The organism is Rheinheimera sp. WS51 (assembly GCF_050936095.1).
GTDB lineage: Bacteria > Pseudomonadota > Gammaproteobacteria > Enterobacterales > Alteromonadaceae > Alishewanella.
This window is the reverse complement of sequence record NZ_JBOTRC010000002.1, coordinates 178,857-198,000: the sequence shown is the minus strand read 5'-3', so window position 1 is coordinate 198,000 and position 19,144 is coordinate 178,857. Positions and strand designations below refer to the sequence as shown.

General features: G+C 40.1%; 19 protein-coding genes. 5 read left to right on the top strand and 14 right to left on the bottom strand.

Annotated features, from left to right (window positions below; translation table 11 throughout):
• Positions 1-60: 60 nt before the first annotated feature.
• From ACRCA4_RS04735 to glyA, 10 genes are all read right to left on the bottom strand, one after another.
• Positions 61-3,114, bottom strand: a complete 3,054-nt coding sequence (locus ACRCA4_RS04735; RefSeq protein ID WP_433184897.1) for a ligand-binding sensor domain-containing protein — start codon at positions 3,112-3,114, stop codon at positions 61-63.
• A gap of 22 nt (positions 3,115-3,136) precedes the next feature.
• Complete coding sequence (locus ACRCA4_RS04730; RefSeq protein ID WP_433184895.1) at positions 3,137-3,616, bottom strand: phosphatidylglycerophosphatase A family protein; 480 nt, start codon at positions 3,614-3,616, stop codon at positions 3,137-3,139.
• Complete coding sequence (gene thiL / locus ACRCA4_RS04725) at positions 3,613-4,575, bottom strand: thiamine-phosphate kinase (protein ID WP_433184892.1); 963 nt, start codon at positions 4,573-4,575, stop codon at positions 3,613-3,615. The genes ACRCA4_RS04730 and thiL overlap by 4 nt, the downstream gene beginning before the upstream one ends.
• A 34-nt stretch (positions 4,576-4,609) precedes the next feature.
• Positions 4,610-5,023 carry a transcription antitermination factor NusB gene (nusB, locus tag ACRCA4_RS04720; RefSeq protein ID WP_433184889.1) on the bottom strand — a complete coding sequence of 138 codons (414 nt, stop codon included), beginning with the start codon at positions 5,021-5,023 and terminating at the stop codon, positions 4,610-4,612.
• A gap of 17 nt (positions 5,024-5,040) precedes the next feature.
• Positions 5,041-5,505, bottom strand: a complete 465-nt coding sequence (ribH, locus tag ACRCA4_RS04715) for a 6,7-dimethyl-8-ribityllumazine synthase (protein ID WP_433184886.1) — start codon at positions 5,503-5,505, stop codon at positions 5,041-5,043.
• A 77-nt stretch (positions 5,506-5,582) separates the two neighbouring features.
• Positions 5,583-6,692 (bottom strand): bifunctional 3,4-dihydroxy-2-butanone-4-phosphate synthase/GTP cyclohydrolase II, encoded by a 1,110-nt coding sequence (ribBA, locus tag ACRCA4_RS04710; protein WP_433184883.1) that lies wholly within the window; start codon positions 6,690-6,692, stop codon positions 5,583-5,585.
• A 10-nt stretch (positions 6,693-6,702) separates the two neighbouring features.
• A complete protein-coding gene (locus ACRCA4_RS04705) occupies positions 6,703-7,353 on the bottom strand; it encodes a riboflavin synthase (protein ID WP_433184880.1) in 651 nt (216 codons plus the stop codon).
• Between the two features lie 48 nt (positions 7,354-7,401).
• Positions 7,402-8,520 (bottom strand): bifunctional diaminohydroxyphosphoribosylaminopyrimidine deaminase/5-amino-6-(5-phosphoribosylamino)uracil reductase RibD, encoded by a 1,119-nt coding sequence (gene ribD / locus ACRCA4_RS04700; RefSeq protein WP_433184877.1) that lies wholly within the window; start codon positions 8,518-8,520, stop codon positions 7,402-7,404.
• Positions 8,520-8,975, bottom strand: a complete 456-nt coding sequence (gene nrdR, locus ACRCA4_RS04695; RefSeq protein WP_433184874.1) for a transcriptional regulator NrdR — start codon at positions 8,973-8,975, stop codon at positions 8,520-8,522. The genes ribD and nrdR overlap by 1 nt, the downstream gene beginning before the upstream one ends.
• A 64-nt stretch (positions 8,976-9,039) precedes the next feature.
• Entirely contained in the window at positions 9,040-10,293 is a 1,254-nt protein-coding gene (glyA, locus tag ACRCA4_RS04690) for a serine hydroxymethyltransferase (protein ID WP_433184871.1), read from the bottom strand.
• Positions 10,294-10,554: 261 nt separating this feature from the next.
• Between glyA and dinB the strand changes: the two genes are divergently transcribed.
• Positions 10,555-11,619, top strand: a complete 1,065-nt coding sequence (gene dinB / locus ACRCA4_RS04685) for a DNA polymerase IV (protein ID WP_433184869.1) — start codon at positions 10,555-10,557, stop codon at positions 11,617-11,619.
• 99 nt (positions 11,620-11,718) lie between these two features.
• On the opposite strand, the gene ACRCA4_RS04680 is transcribed toward dinB, so the two are convergent.
• From ACRCA4_RS04680 to ACRCA4_RS04670, 3 genes are all read right to left on the bottom strand, one after another.
• Positions 11,719-12,438, bottom strand: coding sequence for a DsbA family protein (locus ACRCA4_RS04680; protein ID WP_433184866.1), 720 nt, complete (start codon positions 12,436-12,438; stop codon positions 11,719-11,721).
• Between the two features lie 250 nt (positions 12,439-12,688).
• Positions 12,689-12,901, bottom strand: a complete 213-nt coding sequence (locus tag ACRCA4_RS04675; RefSeq protein WP_433184863.1) for a cold-shock protein — start codon at positions 12,899-12,901, stop codon at positions 12,689-12,691.
• A 263-nt stretch (positions 12,902-13,164) separates the two neighbouring features.
• Entirely contained in the window at positions 13,165-14,478 is a 1,314-nt protein-coding gene (locus ACRCA4_RS04670; RefSeq protein ID WP_433184860.1) for a DEAD/DEAH box helicase, read from the bottom strand.
• A 155-nt stretch (positions 14,479-14,633) separates the two neighbouring features.
• Here ACRCA4_RS04670 and ACRCA4_RS04665 point away from each other — a divergent pair, with 155 nt between their 5' ends.
• Entirely contained in the window at positions 14,634-15,164 is a 531-nt protein-coding gene (locus tag ACRCA4_RS04665) for a DUF2058 domain-containing protein (protein ID WP_433184857.1), read from the top strand.
• A gap of 240 nt (positions 15,165-15,404) precedes the next feature.
• Here the strand turns inward: ACRCA4_RS04665 and ACRCA4_RS04660 are convergent, their stop codons facing one another.
• Positions 15,405-16,172 (bottom strand): class I SAM-dependent methyltransferase, encoded by a 768-nt coding sequence (locus tag ACRCA4_RS04660; protein ID WP_433184855.1) that lies wholly within the window; start codon positions 16,170-16,172, stop codon positions 15,405-15,407.
• Between the two features lie 39 nt (positions 16,173-16,211).
• Between ACRCA4_RS04660 and gloB the strand changes: the two genes are divergently transcribed.
• The 3 genes from gloB to ACRCA4_RS04645 all read left to right on the top strand — a co-directional run bounded on the left by gloB (position 16,212) and on the right by ACRCA4_RS04645 (position 19,133).
• A complete protein-coding gene (gene gloB, locus ACRCA4_RS04655; RefSeq protein ID WP_433184852.1) occupies positions 16,212-16,973 on the top strand; it encodes a hydroxyacylglutathione hydrolase in 762 nt (253 codons plus the stop codon).
• 61 nt (positions 16,974-17,034) lie between these two features.
• Entirely contained in the window at positions 17,035-18,627 is a 1,593-nt protein-coding gene (locus ACRCA4_RS04650) for a LysM peptidoglycan-binding domain-containing protein (RefSeq protein ID WP_433184849.1), read from the top strand.
• A gap of 26 nt (positions 18,628-18,653) precedes the next feature.
• Entirely contained in the window at positions 18,654-19,133 is a 480-nt protein-coding gene (locus ACRCA4_RS04645) for a hypothetical protein (RefSeq protein ID WP_433184846.1), read from the top strand.
• The last annotated feature ends 11 nt before the right edge of the window (positions 19,134-19,144 follow it).

Genomic DNA, 19,144 nt, shown 5'->3' with positions numbered 1-19,144 from the left:
GACTTCCGCAAACAAAAAACACTAGCCCTGCTAGTGTTTTTTTATTTAAGTTACTTAATTTTAGCTTGCTCGGTACAAGTTAAAATGGGCTAAACCAGCAGACAGTAAACGCTCTATTTGGGCTTCAATTTGTACTGAATCTTCAAATTCAAAGGCATCCACCTGTTGATCAAAGTCGATACTGGCTACGCCATTTTTCCCCGAGTGTTTAACGTGAGAAAGCGAAATTCCTGCTAGCTGTAACGATATTTCCCAACTAATTAATTGTCCGCCTAATAAAGGTAATGGATATAGCGCATAACCAATAGAACAAGTTAACTGAGTACTTTTGCCATCGGGTAAACTAAAGATAGTACGGCCAATTTGTTCATTTAATTGATTACAAAACTGTCCAACTAAATCAATTTGAATATCACGTAAAACAATAGCAAATTCATTAGCCGAAAAACGCACCACATAGTCAGAGCCGCGTGTTTCACGAATTAATAACCACGCCACCTGCTGCATACAATTATCACCAGCCAAATTGCCGTATTGATCATTAATACGTTTAAAGTTATCTAAATCTAATAGCAATAAAGCAACGCCTTTACCTTGATTTTGCATAGACTCACGGTTGCGATGAAAATGCTCAATATCTTTAGGTAACTGTTCAAACATAAACCGTCTATTGCGCAGGCCAGTTAGGTTATCTTTATAAGTAAGCAACGCCATTTGCTCATTTAGCTCATTTAGTTTCAAATTACTATTTTCTAGCTCTTGGGTGCGTTGTTTAACTAATTGGCCAAGCTGATGTTGCTTATTAATAGCGTTACGTCTTAGTAGCCACAATATGCCATACAAACAAAATAACGCTAATAATAACCATAAGCCTCTGTATATCAGCGTTTCATCAAATCGCTTCGGTACTATTATTTCAAACTCAGTAATATTTTTAGTTTGCCAAGCTTGGTTAGCAAACCGACTCTGCACACGAAAGGTAAAACGGCCAGCCCCTAAATTAGTATAAATGGCTTCTCGCCTACCACCTACTTCATGCCAGACATCTTCAAATCCTTGTAACTGATAACGAAATTCAAGGGCACTAGGCTTGATAAACTCTAAGGCGGTATAGTGAATAGTTAGCGTTCGCTCATTTAACTCTAATAACAAGCGATTTTGTTTTGTATTTAAATTGTATTCTTTATTAGCTTGGATCCGTTTAATTACAGGCTTTATTTGCCGCTGTTTTTGCTGATCAAGATTTGCCGGAACTGACACCATACCTTTTAAAGTTGGATACCAATATCGTTGTTGCCAAAAAGCCACCTTGTCGTGGCCTGCACCATTACAACACCGACCAGGAATAGTGCCAAGCTGTCGATCATAAGGGCTTAATACCTCATCTGCCACTAAGTTTTGCCCTGATTCTAAGTTAGGTAGTTTCTCTAAATCCGATTTATTATAACGAAAAATGCCATGTAAGCTGCTAAGCCAAACAACCTCATTTACTTTATCATACTGCAAGCTAACAACAGGGTTCTGCAATAGACCATTACTATGGTGTAATTGAAACCAATCTTGCTTAGGATTCTTAATAAAAAGACCATTATCAAGCGTACTCGCTAACAGGCTGCCATTATCTAGTACTAAGATATCTGTAATATAACTATTAATTAACGCTGTATCGGTACCTAGCTGAGTTAGCTTATTATCTTTATATTGGTATAAACCACGTATAGTCCCTAACCACATGGCATCATGCTGTTGTCTCAATACTGTGATATGCCGAGTTTCTAATTCATTAATTAAACTAAAAGGCTCAAGTTTACCATTTTGATAATGAAATAAACCCATCACACCGGCAACCCAGACGCCACCTTGCTGGGCTGGCTGTAGCACTCTAACCTGACTTTTGTCTAACTGGGCAAAAACACTGCGCACCATATCGGTATTAGCATGGGTATCATAAGAATAAACGCCTTGCGCCGTGGCCAGCCAAAACTCATTCTCGTTCGGCCAGTACACTTCATGAATTGAGCCTAAACTTAAGCCTTCAGTATTCAATAATCTTTTATAATCACCATTCTTTGATAACTCACCTATCTCTGAAGGGCTCGAGAACACTAGTGTGTCGTAAGGCGAAACTGATACATTCCATATAATGGGGTTGGTCCCCTCAGGAACCACTCGGTTTATATTGCCAATTGCTGAACGATAAACACCGTCACTATAACTGGCTAACCAAATATTTTGTTCTCTATCTTCGTAAATGTCACTAAACCAAGGGGAGTCACCTAGTTCATCAGCAGTAATATATTGCCACTCTTTTTCGGCATATTGATGAAATAACTTTCTATTCGCTGAAATCCAATTATTACCATAACTATCATGAAACAACTTATAAACCGCTACGTCTGTGTTATCTGGTAAGTGGGTTTTACTAATAACGCCACTGTCGCTTAAAGTAAATAACCCCGATTCACTAGCTAAATACAGCTGCCCCTCAAACCAGGCTAAATCATAAATAGGTATTTGTACCAGCTCTAACGGTAAGGCGTAACGAGTAAGGGTATCACTAGTTAAATCGTACTGGTATAGCCAATGCATACTGGTTATCCAGATATTATTTCCCAACCTTTCTAGCTGATGTACTGGCTCCTTAATTTTTTCTACTCGGCTAACTTGATCATTTTTAACCCGATATAAGTATTCAGCAGCTACCCAGATCTCTCCTGCTGAAACTTCAATTAATGACGATATTTCTGATTCAATTTGATAACGATCAAATAAGAGCGTTTCAGGGTTAACGCCATTAAGACCAAATTTAGTGCCAATCCAAATATAACCATTACTATCTTTTAATAGCTTAGTAATACTATTGCTAAGCAGTGTAGTGTGGCTTCCTGTATCAAAGTGCTCAAACTCATTGCCATCGAAGCGATTTAAACCGTACAGGGTGCCAAACCAAAGGTAACCTTGATTATCTTGAGTTACAGCTCGAACTGAATTACTTGATAAACCTTCACTATTACCCCAATGCTTAATATCAAAGTCATGCATTGATTGAGGATTAAAGGCGTGAAGGTAAGTGGCAAAGAAACTTATTAGCAGCAGGAATAGATATCGTTTCATGAATATTACGCCTCGATGTTAATTAACTACTGCTCAGCATATAAATAACCAGATGCAAACTCGCGCAAGCGGCAATGCCTGCTAAAACATCATCCAGCATAATACCTAAGCCCCCATGCACTGTTTTATCAAAAAAGCGAATAGGCCAAGGCTTGGCAATATCAAACAAACGAAACAAAATAAAACCTAGTACAATATATTGCCATGTTAATGGCACTAAAAACATTGTAATAGCAAAGCCAATAATTTCATCCCACACAATGGCTGCGTGATCAGGCTGGTTAATATCTACCGTTGTAACATCACAGACATACACACCCAAAATACTACCTAAGATAATAAAACTAAATAAATACGGCATACCCAACCACATAAGTAAAGCAACTATTGGCACTGCCACTAAAGTGCCAACCGTGCCGGGTGCCTTTCTCGCTAAGCCAGAGCCAAAGCCTAAAGCCAAAAAGTGTTGCCATTTACTTAAACGAAATTGGGGAATTGTCATGCGAAGTGTTTAAACCCTTGAGGTTGATAATGAAACTGCTGATCACCATTTTTTAACTCTAGTTTACCAGCAACACCCGTGATACGACCAATACAGGTTAACCCAACTCCATATGGCGACAACAAAACATCTAAGGAGCCCCGTTTGTTTTCTGCTACGGTAAACAATAACTCATAATCTTCACCACCTGAAAGGGCTAGAGAATAAGCTGTTGCTGTATCACAACTGTCTTTTAACGCTTGCGATAAAGGCAGCTTTTGAACATCAATGCTAGCACCGACACTTGAACGATGTAAAATATGCTGAATATCACTATATAAACCATCAGATAAGTCCATGGCACTATTAGCAATATTCCGTAATGCTTGGCCTAAAGCAACGCGTGCTGAAGGAAACTGAAAACGCTGCAAGATATGAGTATGATGCTTCTTACTTACTTGGTGTAAGCCTTGTTGTAACTTAAGCCCTAAAGCAGCATCACCTAAGGTGCCGGTCACATAGATATAATCACCCACTTTAGCGCCACTTCGCGATAAAGCTTTACCTCTTGGCACTAAACCTTTAGCCATCATAGTAAAGCTAAGAGGACCTCGAGTCGTATCGCCGCCCACTAATTGACAATTATAATACTCAGCGGTCTCATTAACCCCAGCACTAAACGCTTTTAACCAAGTTTGATTAATTTCAGGCATAGTTAACGCTAACGATAACCAAGCAGGCTCTGCGCCCATAGCGGCCAAATCACTGACATTAACAGTAACTAGTTTATGGCCTAATGCTCTTGGATCATCATTAGCAAAAAAGTGAGTACCAGAGACCATAGTATCTGTTGTTACCACCAGATCATGACCATCTCGAACTTGGATCACTGCGCCATCGTCACCTACACCGGTAATAACATCACGACGTCTTGCCCCTACAGCTGAGAAATACTCTGCGATGAGTTCAAATTCACCCATAAAATTAAAAAGCCGACTGACTGTCGGCCTCCTTTTAGCTTGGACGTAACTCACGTACCGCTTTATCTAAAATACCATTAACAAACTTATGGCTATCATCAGCTGCAAAAGCTTTAGCTAGCTCAATAGCTTCATTAATAATAACTTTATAAGGTACGTCTAAACGATATTTAAGCTCATAGGCTGAAACACGCAAAATCGCCTTTTCAACAAAATCTATCTCTTCAAAAGGTCGTGCAAGGTAAGGCTTTAACATTTCATCTAGTACACTATGGTTTTTAACAACACCGCGAACTAAATCTTGAAAATAGCCAACGTCTATGTGCTTAACATTGTTTTCAAGCAGCAATTGCTGTTCAATTTCTGCAATTGGATTTTTACTAACATGCCAGCTATAAATCCCTTGAACTGCAAGTGAACGCGACTGACGACGAGCGTTTGGTTTCATGTAAATTTCTCTTTTAATTACAACTGGGCAAGCAAATTAACCATTTCAAGCGTAGACATAGCTGCTTCACAGCCCTTGTTGCCCGCTTTTGTTCCTGCACGTTCAATTGCTTGCTCTATGGTATCAACCGTTAACACACCAAATGCAACGGGAATATCATATTGCATAGATACTTGAGCTATACCTTTAGTACATTCACCTGAAACATACTCAAAGTGCGGTGTACCACCCCGAATTACTGCACCTAAGGCAATAATACCATCATATTTTTTACTTGCGGCTACACGTTGAACCGCTAATGGCAACTCAAAGGCACCTGGCACACGAATGACGGTAATATCCTGTTCATCAACATTACCTATACGCTGCAATGTATCAACTGCACCGTCTAATAAACTTTCAACAATAAAACTGTTAAAACGTGCTACAACAATGGCAAATTTGTTGCCGTTAGCAGAAAGTCCCGCTTCAATTACTTGCATTGCAAGTCCTCTAAAATCAATAGCTGCTGAAAATAGCCGTGCATAATAACACAACTAGGTTTAAATCTGCATAGGCTTTAGTCACAAACATAGTCGACAACTTCTAAACCAAAGCCCGATAAAGCATGATACTTTTTAGGTTGGCTTAACAAGCGCATTTTTTTCACGCCTAAACTTGCTAATATTTGTGATCCCACCCCAACAGTACGAGAGGTCCCCGTCGTCGGTTTACTCCGTGGTTTTTCGCCTTTATCTTCGGCTTCAAAATGTTGAACGGTTTCAATTAAGGTATCGGCTGACTCATGCTTATTTAATAACACTAATACACCACCTTCATTGGCAATTCGCTCCATAGCTGTATGCAATGGGAAGCTGCGATTCGCCGCACGGTTAGCCATTAATAAGTCACTAAAGGTATCGTGTAAATGTACTCTTACTAAGGTTGCTTCATCTGGTTTAATGTCGCCTTTAACCAACGCAAAATGCACTAGATTATCAATGGTATCTTTAAAAGTAACTAATTTAAATTCACCTACCTCAGTAGATAACTGACAAGTAGCAACTTGCTCTATCGTGGTTTCATGTAAATTACGATACTCAATTAAATCTGCAATTGTACCAATTTTAATTTGATGCTTATTGGCAAAAATTTCTAAATCAGGACGACGCGCCATAGTGCCATCTTCATTTAGAATTTCGACTATCATTGCAGCAGGCTCAAGACCCGCTAAACGCGCTAAGTCACAGCCAGCTTCAGTGTGGCCAGCCCTAACTAACACACCACCATCTTTTGCCATTAAAGGGAAAATATGGCCAGGTTGAACTATATCGCTAGGGCGCGCATCACGTGCAACCGCAGCTTTTACCGTGCGCGCTCTGTCTGCTGCTGAAATACCGGTAGTTACCCCTTCGGCCGCTTCAATCGATAAGGTAAAGTTAGTTGAGAACGGTGACTTATTCGCATCAACCATTAAAGGTAATGCTAACTGCTGGCAACGTTTTTGGGTTAAAGTTAAACAAATTAAACCGCGGCCATGAGTTGCCATAAAGTTCACTGCTTCTGGCGTAACATATTCGGCCGCCATCACTAAGTCGCCTTCATTTTCACGATCTTCGTCATCCATCAAAATAACCATTTTACCTTGACGAATATCTTCAATAATTTCAGCTGGGGTATTCAGTTGCATAATTAACCTTTTAAATAAAGCCGCGTTGGGACAATAAGGATTTAGTCACACCTTGCGCAGGCTCTGAGTGACTAGCTTGAGTTAACCGCTCTAAATAACGGGCGATAACATCAACTTCAATATGTACTTTAGTGCCTACTTTTAACTGTGACACTGTGGTTTGTGCTGCGGTATGCGGCACTATAGTGAGACGAAAACTGTCGTTTTGCACGCTATTAACGGTAAGGCTTATACCATCGACCGTTACCGAGCCTTTATGGGCAATATAGCGCGCTAATTCACTAGGCATAGCTAACCAAACTTGAAGGGCGCGCCCTTCTGGCACTATTTTAGTCACTTGGGTAACCGCATCAACATGGCCACTGACTATATGGCCACCAAAGCGACTGCTGGCTAACATAGCCTTCTCTAAATTAACTCTTTGCCCGACTTGGTACTGACCAAACTGACTATAAGCTATGGTTTCAGCCGATACATCAGCGGTAAAACTTTGGTTTTGTCTACTTGTAACGGTTAAGCAAACCCCATTTGTGGCAATGCTATCGCCTAATTTTACATCAGAAAAGTCTAACTCTTGGCTTGTAACAGTAATAGATAAATCAGTGCCATGCTGCTGAATTTGGCTAATATCACCTACCGCCTCAATTATTCCTGTAAACATAAACCACCATTAGCACGGTTATCTTAAAGAGCAAAGTAAGCGGCTAACCTAGTTAAATTTAGCCGTTAGCTTTATATCTTCGCCCACTTTTTCTATATTGTGCCACGTTAAGCTAGGCACTTGATCTAACGCAATAAAATTATCTAATACAGCCAAGGGTTGAGCTAAGTGGCCCAGTAATTTAGGTGCAATATAAATAATTAGTTCATCAACTAACTGCTGAGCAATCAAACTGCCCGCTAAGGTTGCCCCAGCTTCGACCCACAGCCGATTAACTTCATGCTCTTGTGCCAAGCTGTGTAATAAGCTAGCTAAGTCAATACGACCATCACTTGCGGCTTTTGTTAGCAATTGTTTAGCGTTATGGGGCAGCGAACTGTTATTTTCAAGCCTAGTGACACATTGAATTACTTGTGCGTTATTAGCAAAAACGGCTTCGCTCCCCGTAAGTAAATGTTGCCGATCTAGAATAACTTTTTTCGGTTGCCGCAGCTGATTATTCTCTAGTCGACTTACATTGGTAGGCAGTTCTTCTTCTCTAATATTCAACCGGGCATCATCGGTTATCACTGTTGTTGCTGTGGACAATATTGCGCAGCTTTGCGCCCGATATAGCTGCACATCAGAGCGTGCCTTTGCACCTGTTAGCCACTTGCTAACGCCATTAGCTAACGCGGTTCTGCCATCTAAACTCGCGGCCAATTTTAATTGCACATAAGGCCTTTTTTGCTCCATTCGCGATAAAAAGCCTACGTTAATCGCTCGGCTTTGCTCTGCGAGTAAACCTAAGTCCACTTGAATTCCTGCTGCTTCAAGTAACGCAATGCCTTTACCTGCTACTTTAGGGTTAGGATCTTGCATTGCAACAACAACCCGGCTTACCCCTGCCTCAATTAGCGCCTTTGCACAAGGTGCCGTGCGTCCTGTATGGCTACAAGGCTCTAGGGTAACATAACAAGTCGCGCCTTTGGCTTTATCTCCGGCTTGTTGCAAAGCAAACACTTCTGCATGTGGCCCCCCCGCTTGTCGATGATAACCTTCACCAATACAAGTGTCATTTTTAACAATGACGGCACCCACATTCGGGTTTGGCGACGTGGTAAAGCGGCCTAACTGGGCTAGCGAAATAGCTCGCAGCATCCACTTTTCATCTTGGCTACTGAACATTAATCACTCTCACCTAAGCGGGCGATTTCTTCACCAAATTCGCGAATATCTTTAAATGAGCGATAAACAGAGGCAAAGCGCACATAAGCGACTTTATCTACCGCCACTAATTCATCCATAATCAACTTACCAAGCAACTGGCTTGACACTTCACGCTCACCGGTGGCCCGCAATTGAGATTTAATTTTATGGATAAGCTGTTCAATTTGTTCGGTGGGTACAGGGCGTTTTTCTAATGAACGTAATAAGCCACTACGAAGTTTATCTTCATTAAAGGGCTCGCGTGAGCCGTCACGTTTAATGACTCTTGGCATAACCAGCTCTGCGGTTTCAAAGGTGGTATAACGCTCATGACATGCTAAACACTCTCTGCGTCGCCTAACTTGATGACCATCAGCTACAAGACGCGAATCAATTACTTTAGTGTCATCCGCATTACAAAAAGGGCAATACATAATTAAGTCTCATCCAGATAGAAAAATGGCCGCTAGTGCGGCCATAATAGCAGTTTATTAGCAATTAACCATAAACTGGGAACTCACTACATAATTTAGCAACATCAGCTTTAACGCGTTCAATAACACTGTTATCACCCATATTATCTAAAATATCGCAAATTAAGCTGGCTACTTTACGCGATTCAGTTTCTTTAAAACCACGACGAGTAATAGCCGGTGTACCTAAACGTAAACCGCTGGTCACAAAAGGTGAACGCGGATCATTAGGTACAGAGTTTTTGTTTACAGTGATATGCGCTTGGCCTAAAGCCGCGTCAGCATCTTTACCTGTAATATCTTTATCAATTAAATCTAATAAAAACAAATGGTTTTGCGTGCCACCTGATACAACTTTATAGCCGCGTTTTTGAATTTCATCACACATAGCAACAGCGTTGTTTAACACTTGTTGTTGGTAAAGTTTAAACTCTGGCTGTAATGCTTCTTTAAATGCAACCGCTTTAGCTGCAATAACATGCATTAATGGACCACCCTGAGTACCTGGGAATACCGCTGAGTTTAATTTTTTCTCAATAGCTTCATTGCTACGCGCTAAAATTAAACCACCACGAGGGCCGGCTAATGTTTTATGGGTTGTCGTTGTTACCACATCCGCAATAGGCACTGGGTTTGGATAAAGACCCGCAGCCACTAAACCTGCCACATGCGCCATATCAACAAATAAATAAGCACCCACTTTATCTGCGATATCACGAAAACGTTGCCAGTCCATCACACCTGAGTAAGCGGAGAAACCAGCAATAATCATTTTTGGTTTATGTTCTAAGGCTAAGGCTTCAACTTGATCGTAATCAACAACACCTGTTTCTGGATGTAAACCGTACTGAATAGAGTTATATAACTTACCTGATGCACTTACTGTAGAACCATGAGTTAAATGACCACCATGGGCTAAGCTCATACCTAAAATAGTATCACCTGCATTAAGTAGTGCTAAAAACACAGCAGCATTAGCTTGAGAGCCAGAATGCGGTTGTACGTTAGCGTAATCAGCACCGAACAACTCTTTAGCACGAGAAATAGCTAAGTCTTCAGCTACATCAACAAACTCACAGCCACCGTAATAACGCTTATGAGGGTAACCTTCAGCATATTTATTCGTTAATTGTGAACCTTGAGCCTGAAGCACACGTGGGCTTACATAGTTTTCAGATGCAATTAACTCAATATGAGCTTCTTGGCGGGCAGTTTCATCTTCAATAGATTGCCATAATTCCGGATCGAAATCGGCAATATTCATATCACGCTTTAACATGCTGTCTCCTGGCGCGGCCATCCACGCTTAATGTCATACAAAATTCAGTAAACACTACAATAGCTTTAATAAAATTACAGTTTAAAAATCGCTGCTATTCTACCTCTTAATTCCGCTTTTTGCATCAGAACTTTAGCTATCTAGACATACAATACTAACAAAATACATAAATATAAGACCAATAGGCCTAGCTCTGCGCTGCTTTACATTTAAACAGCTGCAGATTAAACTACTGTTTATATAAACAGCCCAGGCAGTCAAGTGCGCAAAATTATACATATTGATATGGATTGCTTCTTTGCTGCTGTCGAAATGCGTGATAACCCAGCCTTGCGCCATATTCCCATTGCAATAGGTGGCTCTGCTCAGTCCCGAGGGGTGATATCAACCTGCAATTATCCAGCTAGAGTGTTTGGTGTTCGCTCAGCTATGCCTAGTCATCAAGCATTAAAATTATGTCCACATTTAACCTTACTTAAAGGAAATATGGATAAATACCGTCAAGCTAGCCAACAAATAAGACAAATATTTCAGCGTTACACCGATAAAATTGAACCACTATCCTTAGATGAAGCCTATCTAGACGTAACTGAATGCCAACTATTTTCTGGCAGCGCCACTTTAATTGCTGAGGATATACGTCGCACCATAAAACAAGAAACGGGCCTTACTGCCTCTGCCGGTGTTGCTCCTAACAAGTTTTTAGCTAAAATTGCCAGTGATGAAAATAAACCCGATGGCATCTTTGTTATCCCACCTAGCCAAGTTGACGTTTTTGTGGCTACTTTGCCATTAAAAAAATTGCCGGGGGTTGGTGCAAAAACAGCTGAGCGGTTAGCTAAATTAAACTTACACAACTGCGCTGATATTCAAACTGTTCCGCTAGCAACCTTAATTAAGCACTTTGGTAGCATGGCAGATACCTTACTAAAACGTAGCCAAGGAATTGATGAGCGTGAAGTTTTTCATAACATACAACGTAAATCCTTAGGTATTGAAACTACCCTTGAACAAGATTTAACAGACTTTTCTGCCTGCTCTGACGCTTTAGCACAGCTTATTCCTAAACTGAGTTTACGCTTAGATAAATATCAAGCTAGCAGCGCTGGAAAATACACACCGATTAATAAAATTGGCATTAAATTAAAATTTAGCGACTTTAGGCAAACCACGGTTGAAAAACAGGGCTTAGCCTTAAATTTAGATAACTTACTGCCGCTTTTAGAAGAGGCCTGGCAACGCAGGCAGCAACACAGTGTGCGCCTTGTTGGTATTCAGGTGGGGTTTAATATTGGCGATTTGCAACAGCTTAGGTTACCGTTTTAGTTACAATCTCAAGACTATGCCCTATTAAATAACCGCCGTTACAAACCATAACGACGGCTGATGTTAAAATCTGAGCTAAAACTGTATCTATTGTTTAAATTATTTTTCTAGCAAATAACGAACTAAGGCTAAGTAGTCGTCAGCAGATCTAATATCGTCAGAGGCTAAAATTAAATATTTACCATTAACCACAACGGCTGGCACGCCCTTAATTTCATTTTCATGCATCTCATTAATACTTTGCACAATTCGCTGATTAATCACATCGCTATTTTTCAGTAATTCAAAAAACGTATCAGAATCAATTTGGTTTGCTAGTAAAAAGTTATTCAATGCTTCCTTTGATAACGCGTTATTATTGCTGTGATACAACTCAAATAATGCCGATAAATGTTGCAATTGCTCCATTTCTTTTAAAGCATGGAAAACCTTAGCATCTAGTGCCCATCGGTCATTAAAAGCCGCAGGTTTCTTTAATACTTTAAGCTCAGGAAGCTCACTGTGTAAATGCGCTAATATTGCTTCAAAATTATAGCAGTGCGGGCAACCAAGCCAAAAATATTCAACTAACATAGGCGGATTAACATCTGCGATGTCAATGTTTTTCACCACCTTATAATGAACATTTTCTTTATAAGTAATACTTGGTTTCTTAGCCATTGAGCTAGTTTTATTACTTAAGCTCTCGGTGCTTTTAGTTTCAGTTTGTTCAACATCGGCTTGCTTAGCGCTGTTTAATGCTTCGCTACTGTTTTCTTTAGAGCAGGCAGATAAAAAAAACACAGAAGCGATAATAAGTAGCGAAAGTTTAATCTTCATAAAAAGTCCTTTACAGTTTAACTAGGCTAAATTTAACAGCATAAGTCACGCCGTTGTAATCTAAGTAATATTTAGCTAATAATAGTAAGCTAAGCATAACCTAGTGCTTTTATACTAAAGCCAACCGTTATCAGTGTCTATCCCTAGCCTCAAGCCGACTTAGAAATTAACCTGATAATTTAGCGGCATACGGTTGTTTGGTAGACATAAAAAAACCGACATTTGTCGGTTTTTTTTAAATATGGCGGGTTTAATCAATAGGCGTAACATTTTCTGCTTGTGGTCCTTTTTGACCTTCTGTTACTTCAAAAGTAACTCGCTGCCCTTCAATTAAGGTTTTACGGCCAGTACCGTTAATAGCACGAAAATGAACAAAAACATCTTTGCCACCCTCACGCTCTAGAAAACCATAACCTTTTTCTTCATTGAACCACTTTACTGAACCGGTAATTAAATCTGACATAACTCTCTCTTACATTAACTATAGCTGCCAACTTAGTGGCAACGTAAATATAACCAGCCAATTAGGCAGCGAGTTTAGTTTTACAATAACCATTACCATTAGTTTTAAAACCATAGTAACAACTTAACTCACTGCATAGGAAGTTTACCTAACTGACTTTGCTTAGCGGCAAGTGCTTGCTAAACATGCCTGATAGCAAGTTTCGCTATCAAATTGAGTGTAGCAGTTATATTTTTTCTTGCTGTAAGTTAGCTAGTTTTGTATTAAGTTTTCTTACGTTTAGGCGGAGACATGCCATCATCGCCACCTTGAAAAAAGCTAGGTGCCGGTTTAGTTGGCTTTTTAGGCTCAGCTGCATCAACGTTAGGTTGTACTTTTTTGGGTCTCTTTTTAACCGGCTTCTTAACCTGAGCTTTAGGCTTTTCTTTGCCATCAAATTTGGCTTCTAAGCCCACCACTTGGCTAAACTCCGTTTCTAAACGCAAAAACGCTTCAATCTGGCGTAAACTAGCAATATCTTTAGGCCCCACTAAGGAAATTGCTTGGCCTTTAGCCCCTGCACGCCCAGTACGACCTATGCGGTGAACATATTCTTCAGCATGTTTAGGTAAGTCAAAATTAACAACATGCGATACGCTTAATAAATCTAAACCGCGGGCGGCTAAATCTGTGGTGACTAAGACTTTATACTTGCCTGTTATAAATGCTTGCATCACGCTATTGCGGGCACTTTGATTTAGCTTGCCACTTAAGCCTACGGCAGAAATACCCAGTTGCTGACAAAACTCGGCTAAACGCTCAGTATCAGACCGAGTCGCCGTAAAGATAATCATTTGATCAATAGGCTCAGCCGTTAAAAAGTGTTTTAACAAAGCTTCTTTATGCACTAAGTGGTCGGCATAATAATAGCGTTGGGTAATATCTTGGTGTTGCTCATAACCGGCGCCAATTGCCACCCTAAACGGGTTTCGCAATAAGCCCAAAGCTAACTCATTTACCTGAGCATGATCTAACGTAGCAGAAAACATTAATGTTTGGCGTAAGCGATGATCAGCGGCTTTATTAATCTGCGTTAATTGATCTAAAAAACCAAGGTCTAACATGCGATCAGCTTCATCTAAGATCAGCATTTCTAAGCCGTTAATAAAAACCGATTTATGCTCAAGATGATCAACAAAACGACCAGGGGTTGCTACTATGACATCTGGCTGACGCTTTAATAATTTTTCTTGATCATTAAAGTTTTCGCCCCCGACTATCAGTACAGAAGAAATAGGCGTATTGGCAACAAACAAACGTAATTGAGCATATACCTGTTTTGCTAGCTCTCTGGTCGGCGCTAAAATTAACGCTCTGGCATCGCGTTTAGTTAAGGCTCTGCTTTTTAATAGTCGCTGCATCATTGGTAATAAATAAGCTAAGGTTTTACCTGAGCCAGTTTTAGATGACACGATTAAATCACGCCCTACCATTACAGCCGGTATAGCTTCAGTTTGTATTTCTGTTGGTTTTACAAAACCTAAATGTTGCACCGAGCGCAACAGTCTTGGGTCTAACGATAAATCTTTAAATGGCAAAGTGGACCTCGTATCCTTAATTTTACAGCTATATGATAACCGATACTGCTCTAAATCGGTTAGTTTGATTTATCCTTATTCGTAGTTTGGGTTACTATAGCAGTTATACTATGCATGTTTCGCTAAATTAACCGCTTACTTAAATAGGAATTCTCATGAGTAATGCATTAAAAGATCAGCTACTTAAAGCCGGTTTAGCTGATGCTAAAAAATTAAAAGCTATTAAAAAAGATAAACATAAACAAAAAGTGCAAGCGGGTAAAAAAGCCGTAGTAAACGAAGCAAGTTTACTCGCTGAACAAAAGCGCCAGCAACAAGTTGAACGCGACCGCCAACTTAACCAAGAAAAACAAGCTTTATTACAGCAAAAAGCAATAGCAGCGCAAGTTAAGCAATTAATAGAAACCCATTCCATTAACGCTAAAGGTGAAGTGGCTTATAATTTTACCGATGGCACTTTAGTTAAGCGGTTATATGTTAATGCTAAGCTACATGATGAATTAAGCCGTGGCTTAGTGGCTATTGCTAAACAAGATGATAACTATGTACTGGTACCCGCTGCCGTGGCTGAAAAAATTAGTCAGCGCCAGCCAGAAAGTATTGTGCTATTAAATGTTAAGCAGCAACAACCAGAAGAAGATGATCCTTACGCGGAATTCCAAGTTCCAGACGATTTAATGTGGTAATGGATTATTTATCTTAGTTTCCCTGTAATAAGCCGTTATTCGCTGATTATTAGCCTACAACGATGTCGCAATATTTAACGGCTTATAAAAAAGTAAAAGTAAATGATGCCCATCTTAAAGTCTCTATTCCCTTGGCTTATTGCTAGTTTTTTGGCACTGTTCTTATAGCGGCTACCTCGCTACTCCCTTCTACCTCGCTACTCCCTTGATATAAAACTCGACTGTTACTGATATAAAGATTTACTGATTAGTACTACCCTGCCTTGCGCTTACCCCTTTCACCTGATTTGCATATTGCGGTGTAAGTTGCCATTTCGGTCGAATGGGCGTTAAAGGGAGTTCACGTTTTCTGGCGACGAGTAAATAACTTGCGCCAAACCACGATAAATACTTTTCAACCCAAGCTTGTATAAGAGTATCGGTCTTATTTAGCGCAGGCTTTTCGGCATTCTTTTTGGCTTTTAACATGGTTGAGCAAAAAAAACGCTGTTCTGACAAGACTTCAAAACCGACTAAGTGCAGCCAATCTTTAACCCTCGCGACTGAGAAAAAACGACCATTCCACGGATATTTCTCCTGTAACCAAGGAATTGCACTTAAAGCCCCAACCATACTAATAGGGTTAATACCGGTTAATAATAAATACCCATCAGGCATAAGCACGCGATGCGCTTCGCGAACAACATGATGAGGATCGGCATTAAATTCTAAACTATGGGCAAGTAATACAGCATCGACACTTAATGCCCTAATGGGCAAGGCATCGGCATGAGCGTGAATATAAGATGCTTTGTTGCCATTACCTAAGGTTATTTGATGCTGAACTTTGCAGTCTTTAGTATCTAAAGCACTGCTTAAATCGCCAACTTTTAATAAATAGTAGCCAAAAATCCTTTGCCACCAAGGCTGTAATAATGCATTTATTTTATCTGCCAAAAGCTTCCCTTGGCCAAACTGCTGCCAATCAGTGGGTAAACCGCTATCTTTTTCATTTAGTGCTGGTTTCATGTTAAATTAACACTCAATTTAATAAGCTTGGTGAGCCTTATGTATTCTATTACCCCTATTATGGCATTTCAGGATAATTATATTTGGGCTTTATGCCAGCCTGACAATGATTTTTGTATCGTTGTCGATCCTGGTGATGCCAAACCGGTTCAAGCTTTTTTACAGCTGCATAATAAACAACTAACAGCTATTTTGGTTACCCACCATCACCATGACCACACCGGTGGTATCGCCACTCTACGTCAAGACTGGCCAAATGTGCGGGTAATTGGCCCAAGTGCTGAACAAGACAAAATTAGCGGCTTAACCGAGTTAGTTCAGCATAACGATACCGTGATTATCGAAAATATGCAGCTTAACTTTTCTGTTATAAGGGTACCAGGTCATACTTTAGGCCATATTGCCTTTTATTCAGCACCCATTTTGTTTTGTGGTGATACTTTGTTCAGCGCCGGTTGCGGCAGGTTATTTGAAGGTACTCCAAAACAGATGCTAAATTCATTAAATACTCTAGCTGCATTACCTGATGAAACTCAGATCTATTGTACTCATGAATATACCTTAGCAAATTTAGCATTTGCCGCTTACGCTGAACCTGATAACATCACCGCAACCAATTATCGTCAAACTTGTGAGGAGTTAAGGCACAAACAACTGCCTACGCTACCCTCCAGCATGGCGATCGAGAAGAAAATAAACCCATTTTTACGTTGTGAAAACAAAAAGTTACAACAACAGTGGCAAGCTAATTCTGCATTAGATTTATTTAGCAAAATTAGAGCTGCAAAAGATACATTTTAATGCTAGATAGCCAAAAAATGGCCTGTCGGTAATCTTTATATTTTAAACTCGGAAAGAAGTCATGTTTAAAAAAATATCAACATTGGCAGGTGTCGTATTGTTAGCCGGCTGTGTCAGTCAAAACCACACTACAACTGATCCAGTTGCCGCGCCAAAAAACACCGTCAAAAAGCAGCCAACACAAGACTTTTTACGTCATGCTGCCAGTGCTGAGCAAATTGCTAATCAATTGTGGTTAAGTGGAATGCCACCAGATGTTGAGCAACCCGATGCTGCCGAATTAGAAGATTTATGGCAACGCATTCAAATGCAATTAACATTTAACGTACCGCAAACTCGGCCAATAGTAGAACAACGAAATTTATATAGCGCAAGTCAATCTTATCTTGATCGTATTTCTACCCGTGCTCAGCCTTTTTTATACTATATAGTGCAAGAGCTTGAAAAACGAAATATGCCATTAGAGCTAGCATTATTACCCATAGTTGAAAGTGCGTTTGACCCTTACGCCTACTCTCATGCTGCAGCAGCAGGCATGTGGCAATTTATGCCTGCTACAGGCAAACGCTTTGGTTTAACCCAGAATTTTTGGTATGACGGCCGTCGTGATGTTATAGCCTCTACTAACGCGGCTTTAGATTATTTAACCTATTTACATGACACCCTAGAAGGCGATTGGCTAAATGCAATTGCTGCTTATAATTCCGGTGAAGGCCGTATTCTACGTGCAATTAAACGCAACAAGAAACGCCGCTTACCTACCGATTTTTGGTCACTAGACTTACCTGCAGAAACTACTGCTTATGTGCCTAAACTACTGGCTTTAGTGGACATTTTACAACGACCAGATGATTTTGATCTTGTTTGGAAGTTTATTCCTAATGAGCCACAATTAGCCTTAGTTGAAGTAGATAGCCAAATTGATTTAACTATAGCTGCAGAAATGGCTGGCATCAGTGTTTCTCAGTTACAGTCTTTAAACCCGGGTTTTAAGCAATGGGCAACCGATCCTGATCGCGCTCATACCTTGGTTTTACCTTTGGATAGCCAGCAAAAATTTCAACAAAAGTTAGCCTCTACAGCAGAAAAAGATAGGCTACGCTGGCAGCGCTATACTGTGGTAAAGGGTGACACTTTAGGCAAAATAGCCCAGCAGCATAATACGGCTGTTACAGCCATTCAGCGCATTAATAAGCTAAAGGGCCATACTATACGTTTAGGCCAACACCTACTTATTCCTACAACAGCGGCGGCTAATGATGACACGGCCATCGCTAAAACCAGCTATACTGATAGTCCATCAGATCTAAAGCATAAAATTGAATACAGTATTAAACAAGGCGATAGCCTGTGGGATTTAAGCCGCGAATATAAAGTTAGCGTAGATGATATAGCAAAGTGGAACGGCATTAATAAAAATAGTACCCTTAAATTAGGCCAGAAAATTGTCATTATGCAAACTGGTGACACTATGGTTAGCAATAAAACGCGTACTGTGACTTATAAAGTACGTAAAGGTGACTCTTTAGCCCGGATAGCTCAGCGTTTTAGTATCAGCATTGCTGACATTGTAAAGTGGAATCAAATTAATAAAAGCAGTTACATTCAACCTGGCCAAAAGTTAAAGTTAGTGGTTGAAGTGACTCAAGCCTAAATAAGTAAAACAGTAAGGGGAAAATAATGTTTGTTATACGCTATTGTTTACTTCTATTATTTTTCACCTCAATGCCTGTTATGGCTCAATTTGATCTTGATGGCACAGGGTCGGTCGTTTTAACTAACGGCCGAACTGAAAGTTTCGATTTTGGTTTTAGCTATTTTCGTCAAGATGGTTTTTATCGGTTTATTGTTGGTAGACAAAGCATCAATGTGCCATCAGTACCTAAAAAGTACTCTCTGGTATTAATTTTACAAAATGAAGAGTTTGTTTGGGTGCCCGACTTTATTAATCAACCTATAACAGGTTTTGATTTCAACCTAGAGCAACATAAAATTCAACTCTTTAAAGATGATAAAAGCCAAGCCAGAGGTAAATATATTCTACAGGTTAATAATGAACGGTTTCAGTTTAGTCGCGGCCCTGGCCAGATAAATTTTTACTTTACCGAACAGGGCATCAAAGAGATCCGCGTTGAAGGAATGTATAAACCGCGACGCTAGTGTCCTTAATT

Bases quoted from the DNA above. Each gene is read 5' to 3' on its own strand.
- ribH (WP_433184886.1), bottom strand. From the start codon at position 5,505: ATGCAAGTAATTGAAGCGGGACTTTCTGCTAACGGCAACAAATTTGCC.
- nusB (WP_433184889.1), bottom strand. From the start codon at position 5,023: ATGAAACCAAACGCTCGTCGTCAGTCGCGTTCACTTGCAGTTCAAGGG.
- ACRCA4_RS04735 (WP_433184897.1), bottom strand. From the start codon at position 3,114: ATGAAACGATATCTATTCCTGCTGCTAATAAGTTTCTTTGCCACTTAC.
- nrdR (WP_433184874.1), bottom strand. From the start codon at position 8,975: ATGTATTGCCCTTTTTGTAATGCGGATGACACTAAAGTAATTGATTCG.
- ACRCA4_RS04705 (WP_433184880.1), bottom strand. From the start codon at position 7,353: ATGTTTACAGGAATAATTGAGGCGGTAGGTGATATTAGCCAAATTCAG.
- thiL (WP_433184892.1), bottom strand. From the start codon at position 4,575: ATGGGTGAATTTGAACTCATCGCAGAGTATTTCTCAGCTGTAGGGGCA.
- ribD (WP_433184877.1), bottom strand. From the start codon at position 8,520: ATGTTCAGTAGCCAAGATGAAAAGTGGATGCTGCGAGCTATTTCGCTA.
- ACRCA4_RS04665 (WP_433184857.1), top strand. From the start codon at position 14,634: ATGAGTAATGCATTAAAAGATCAGCTACTTAAAGCCGGTTTAGCTGAT.
- ribBA (WP_433184883.1), bottom strand. From the start codon at position 6,692: ATGCAACTGAATACCCCAGCTGAAATTATTGAAGATATTCGTCAAGGT.
- glyA (WP_433184871.1), bottom strand. From the start codon at position 10,293: ATGTTAAAGCGTGATATGAATATTGCCGATTTCGATCCGGAATTATGG.
- gloB (WP_433184852.1), top strand. From the start codon at position 16,212: ATGTATTCTATTACCCCTATTATGGCATTTCAGGATAATTATATTTGG.
- ACRCA4_RS04675 (WP_433184863.1), bottom strand. From the start codon at position 12,901: ATGTCAGATTTAATTACCGGTTCAGTAAAGTGGTTCAATGAAGAAAAA.
- ACRCA4_RS04645 (WP_433184846.1), top strand. From the start codon at position 18,654: ATGTTTGTTATACGCTATTGTTTACTTCTATTATTTTTCACCTCAATG.
- ACRCA4_RS04660 (WP_433184855.1), bottom strand. From the start codon at position 16,172: ATGAAACCAGCACTAAATGAAAAAGATAGCGGTTTACCCACTGATTGG.
- ACRCA4_RS04730 (WP_433184895.1), bottom strand. From the start codon at position 3,616: ATGACAATTCCCCAATTTCGTTTAAGTAAATGGCAACACTTTTTGGCT.
- ACRCA4_RS04650 (WP_433184849.1), top strand. From the start codon at position 17,035: ATGTTTAAAAAAATATCAACATTGGCAGGTGTCGTATTGTTAGCCGGC.
- ACRCA4_RS04680 (WP_433184866.1), bottom strand. From the start codon at position 12,438: ATGAAGATTAAACTTTCGCTACTTATTATCGCTTCTGTGTTTTTTTTA.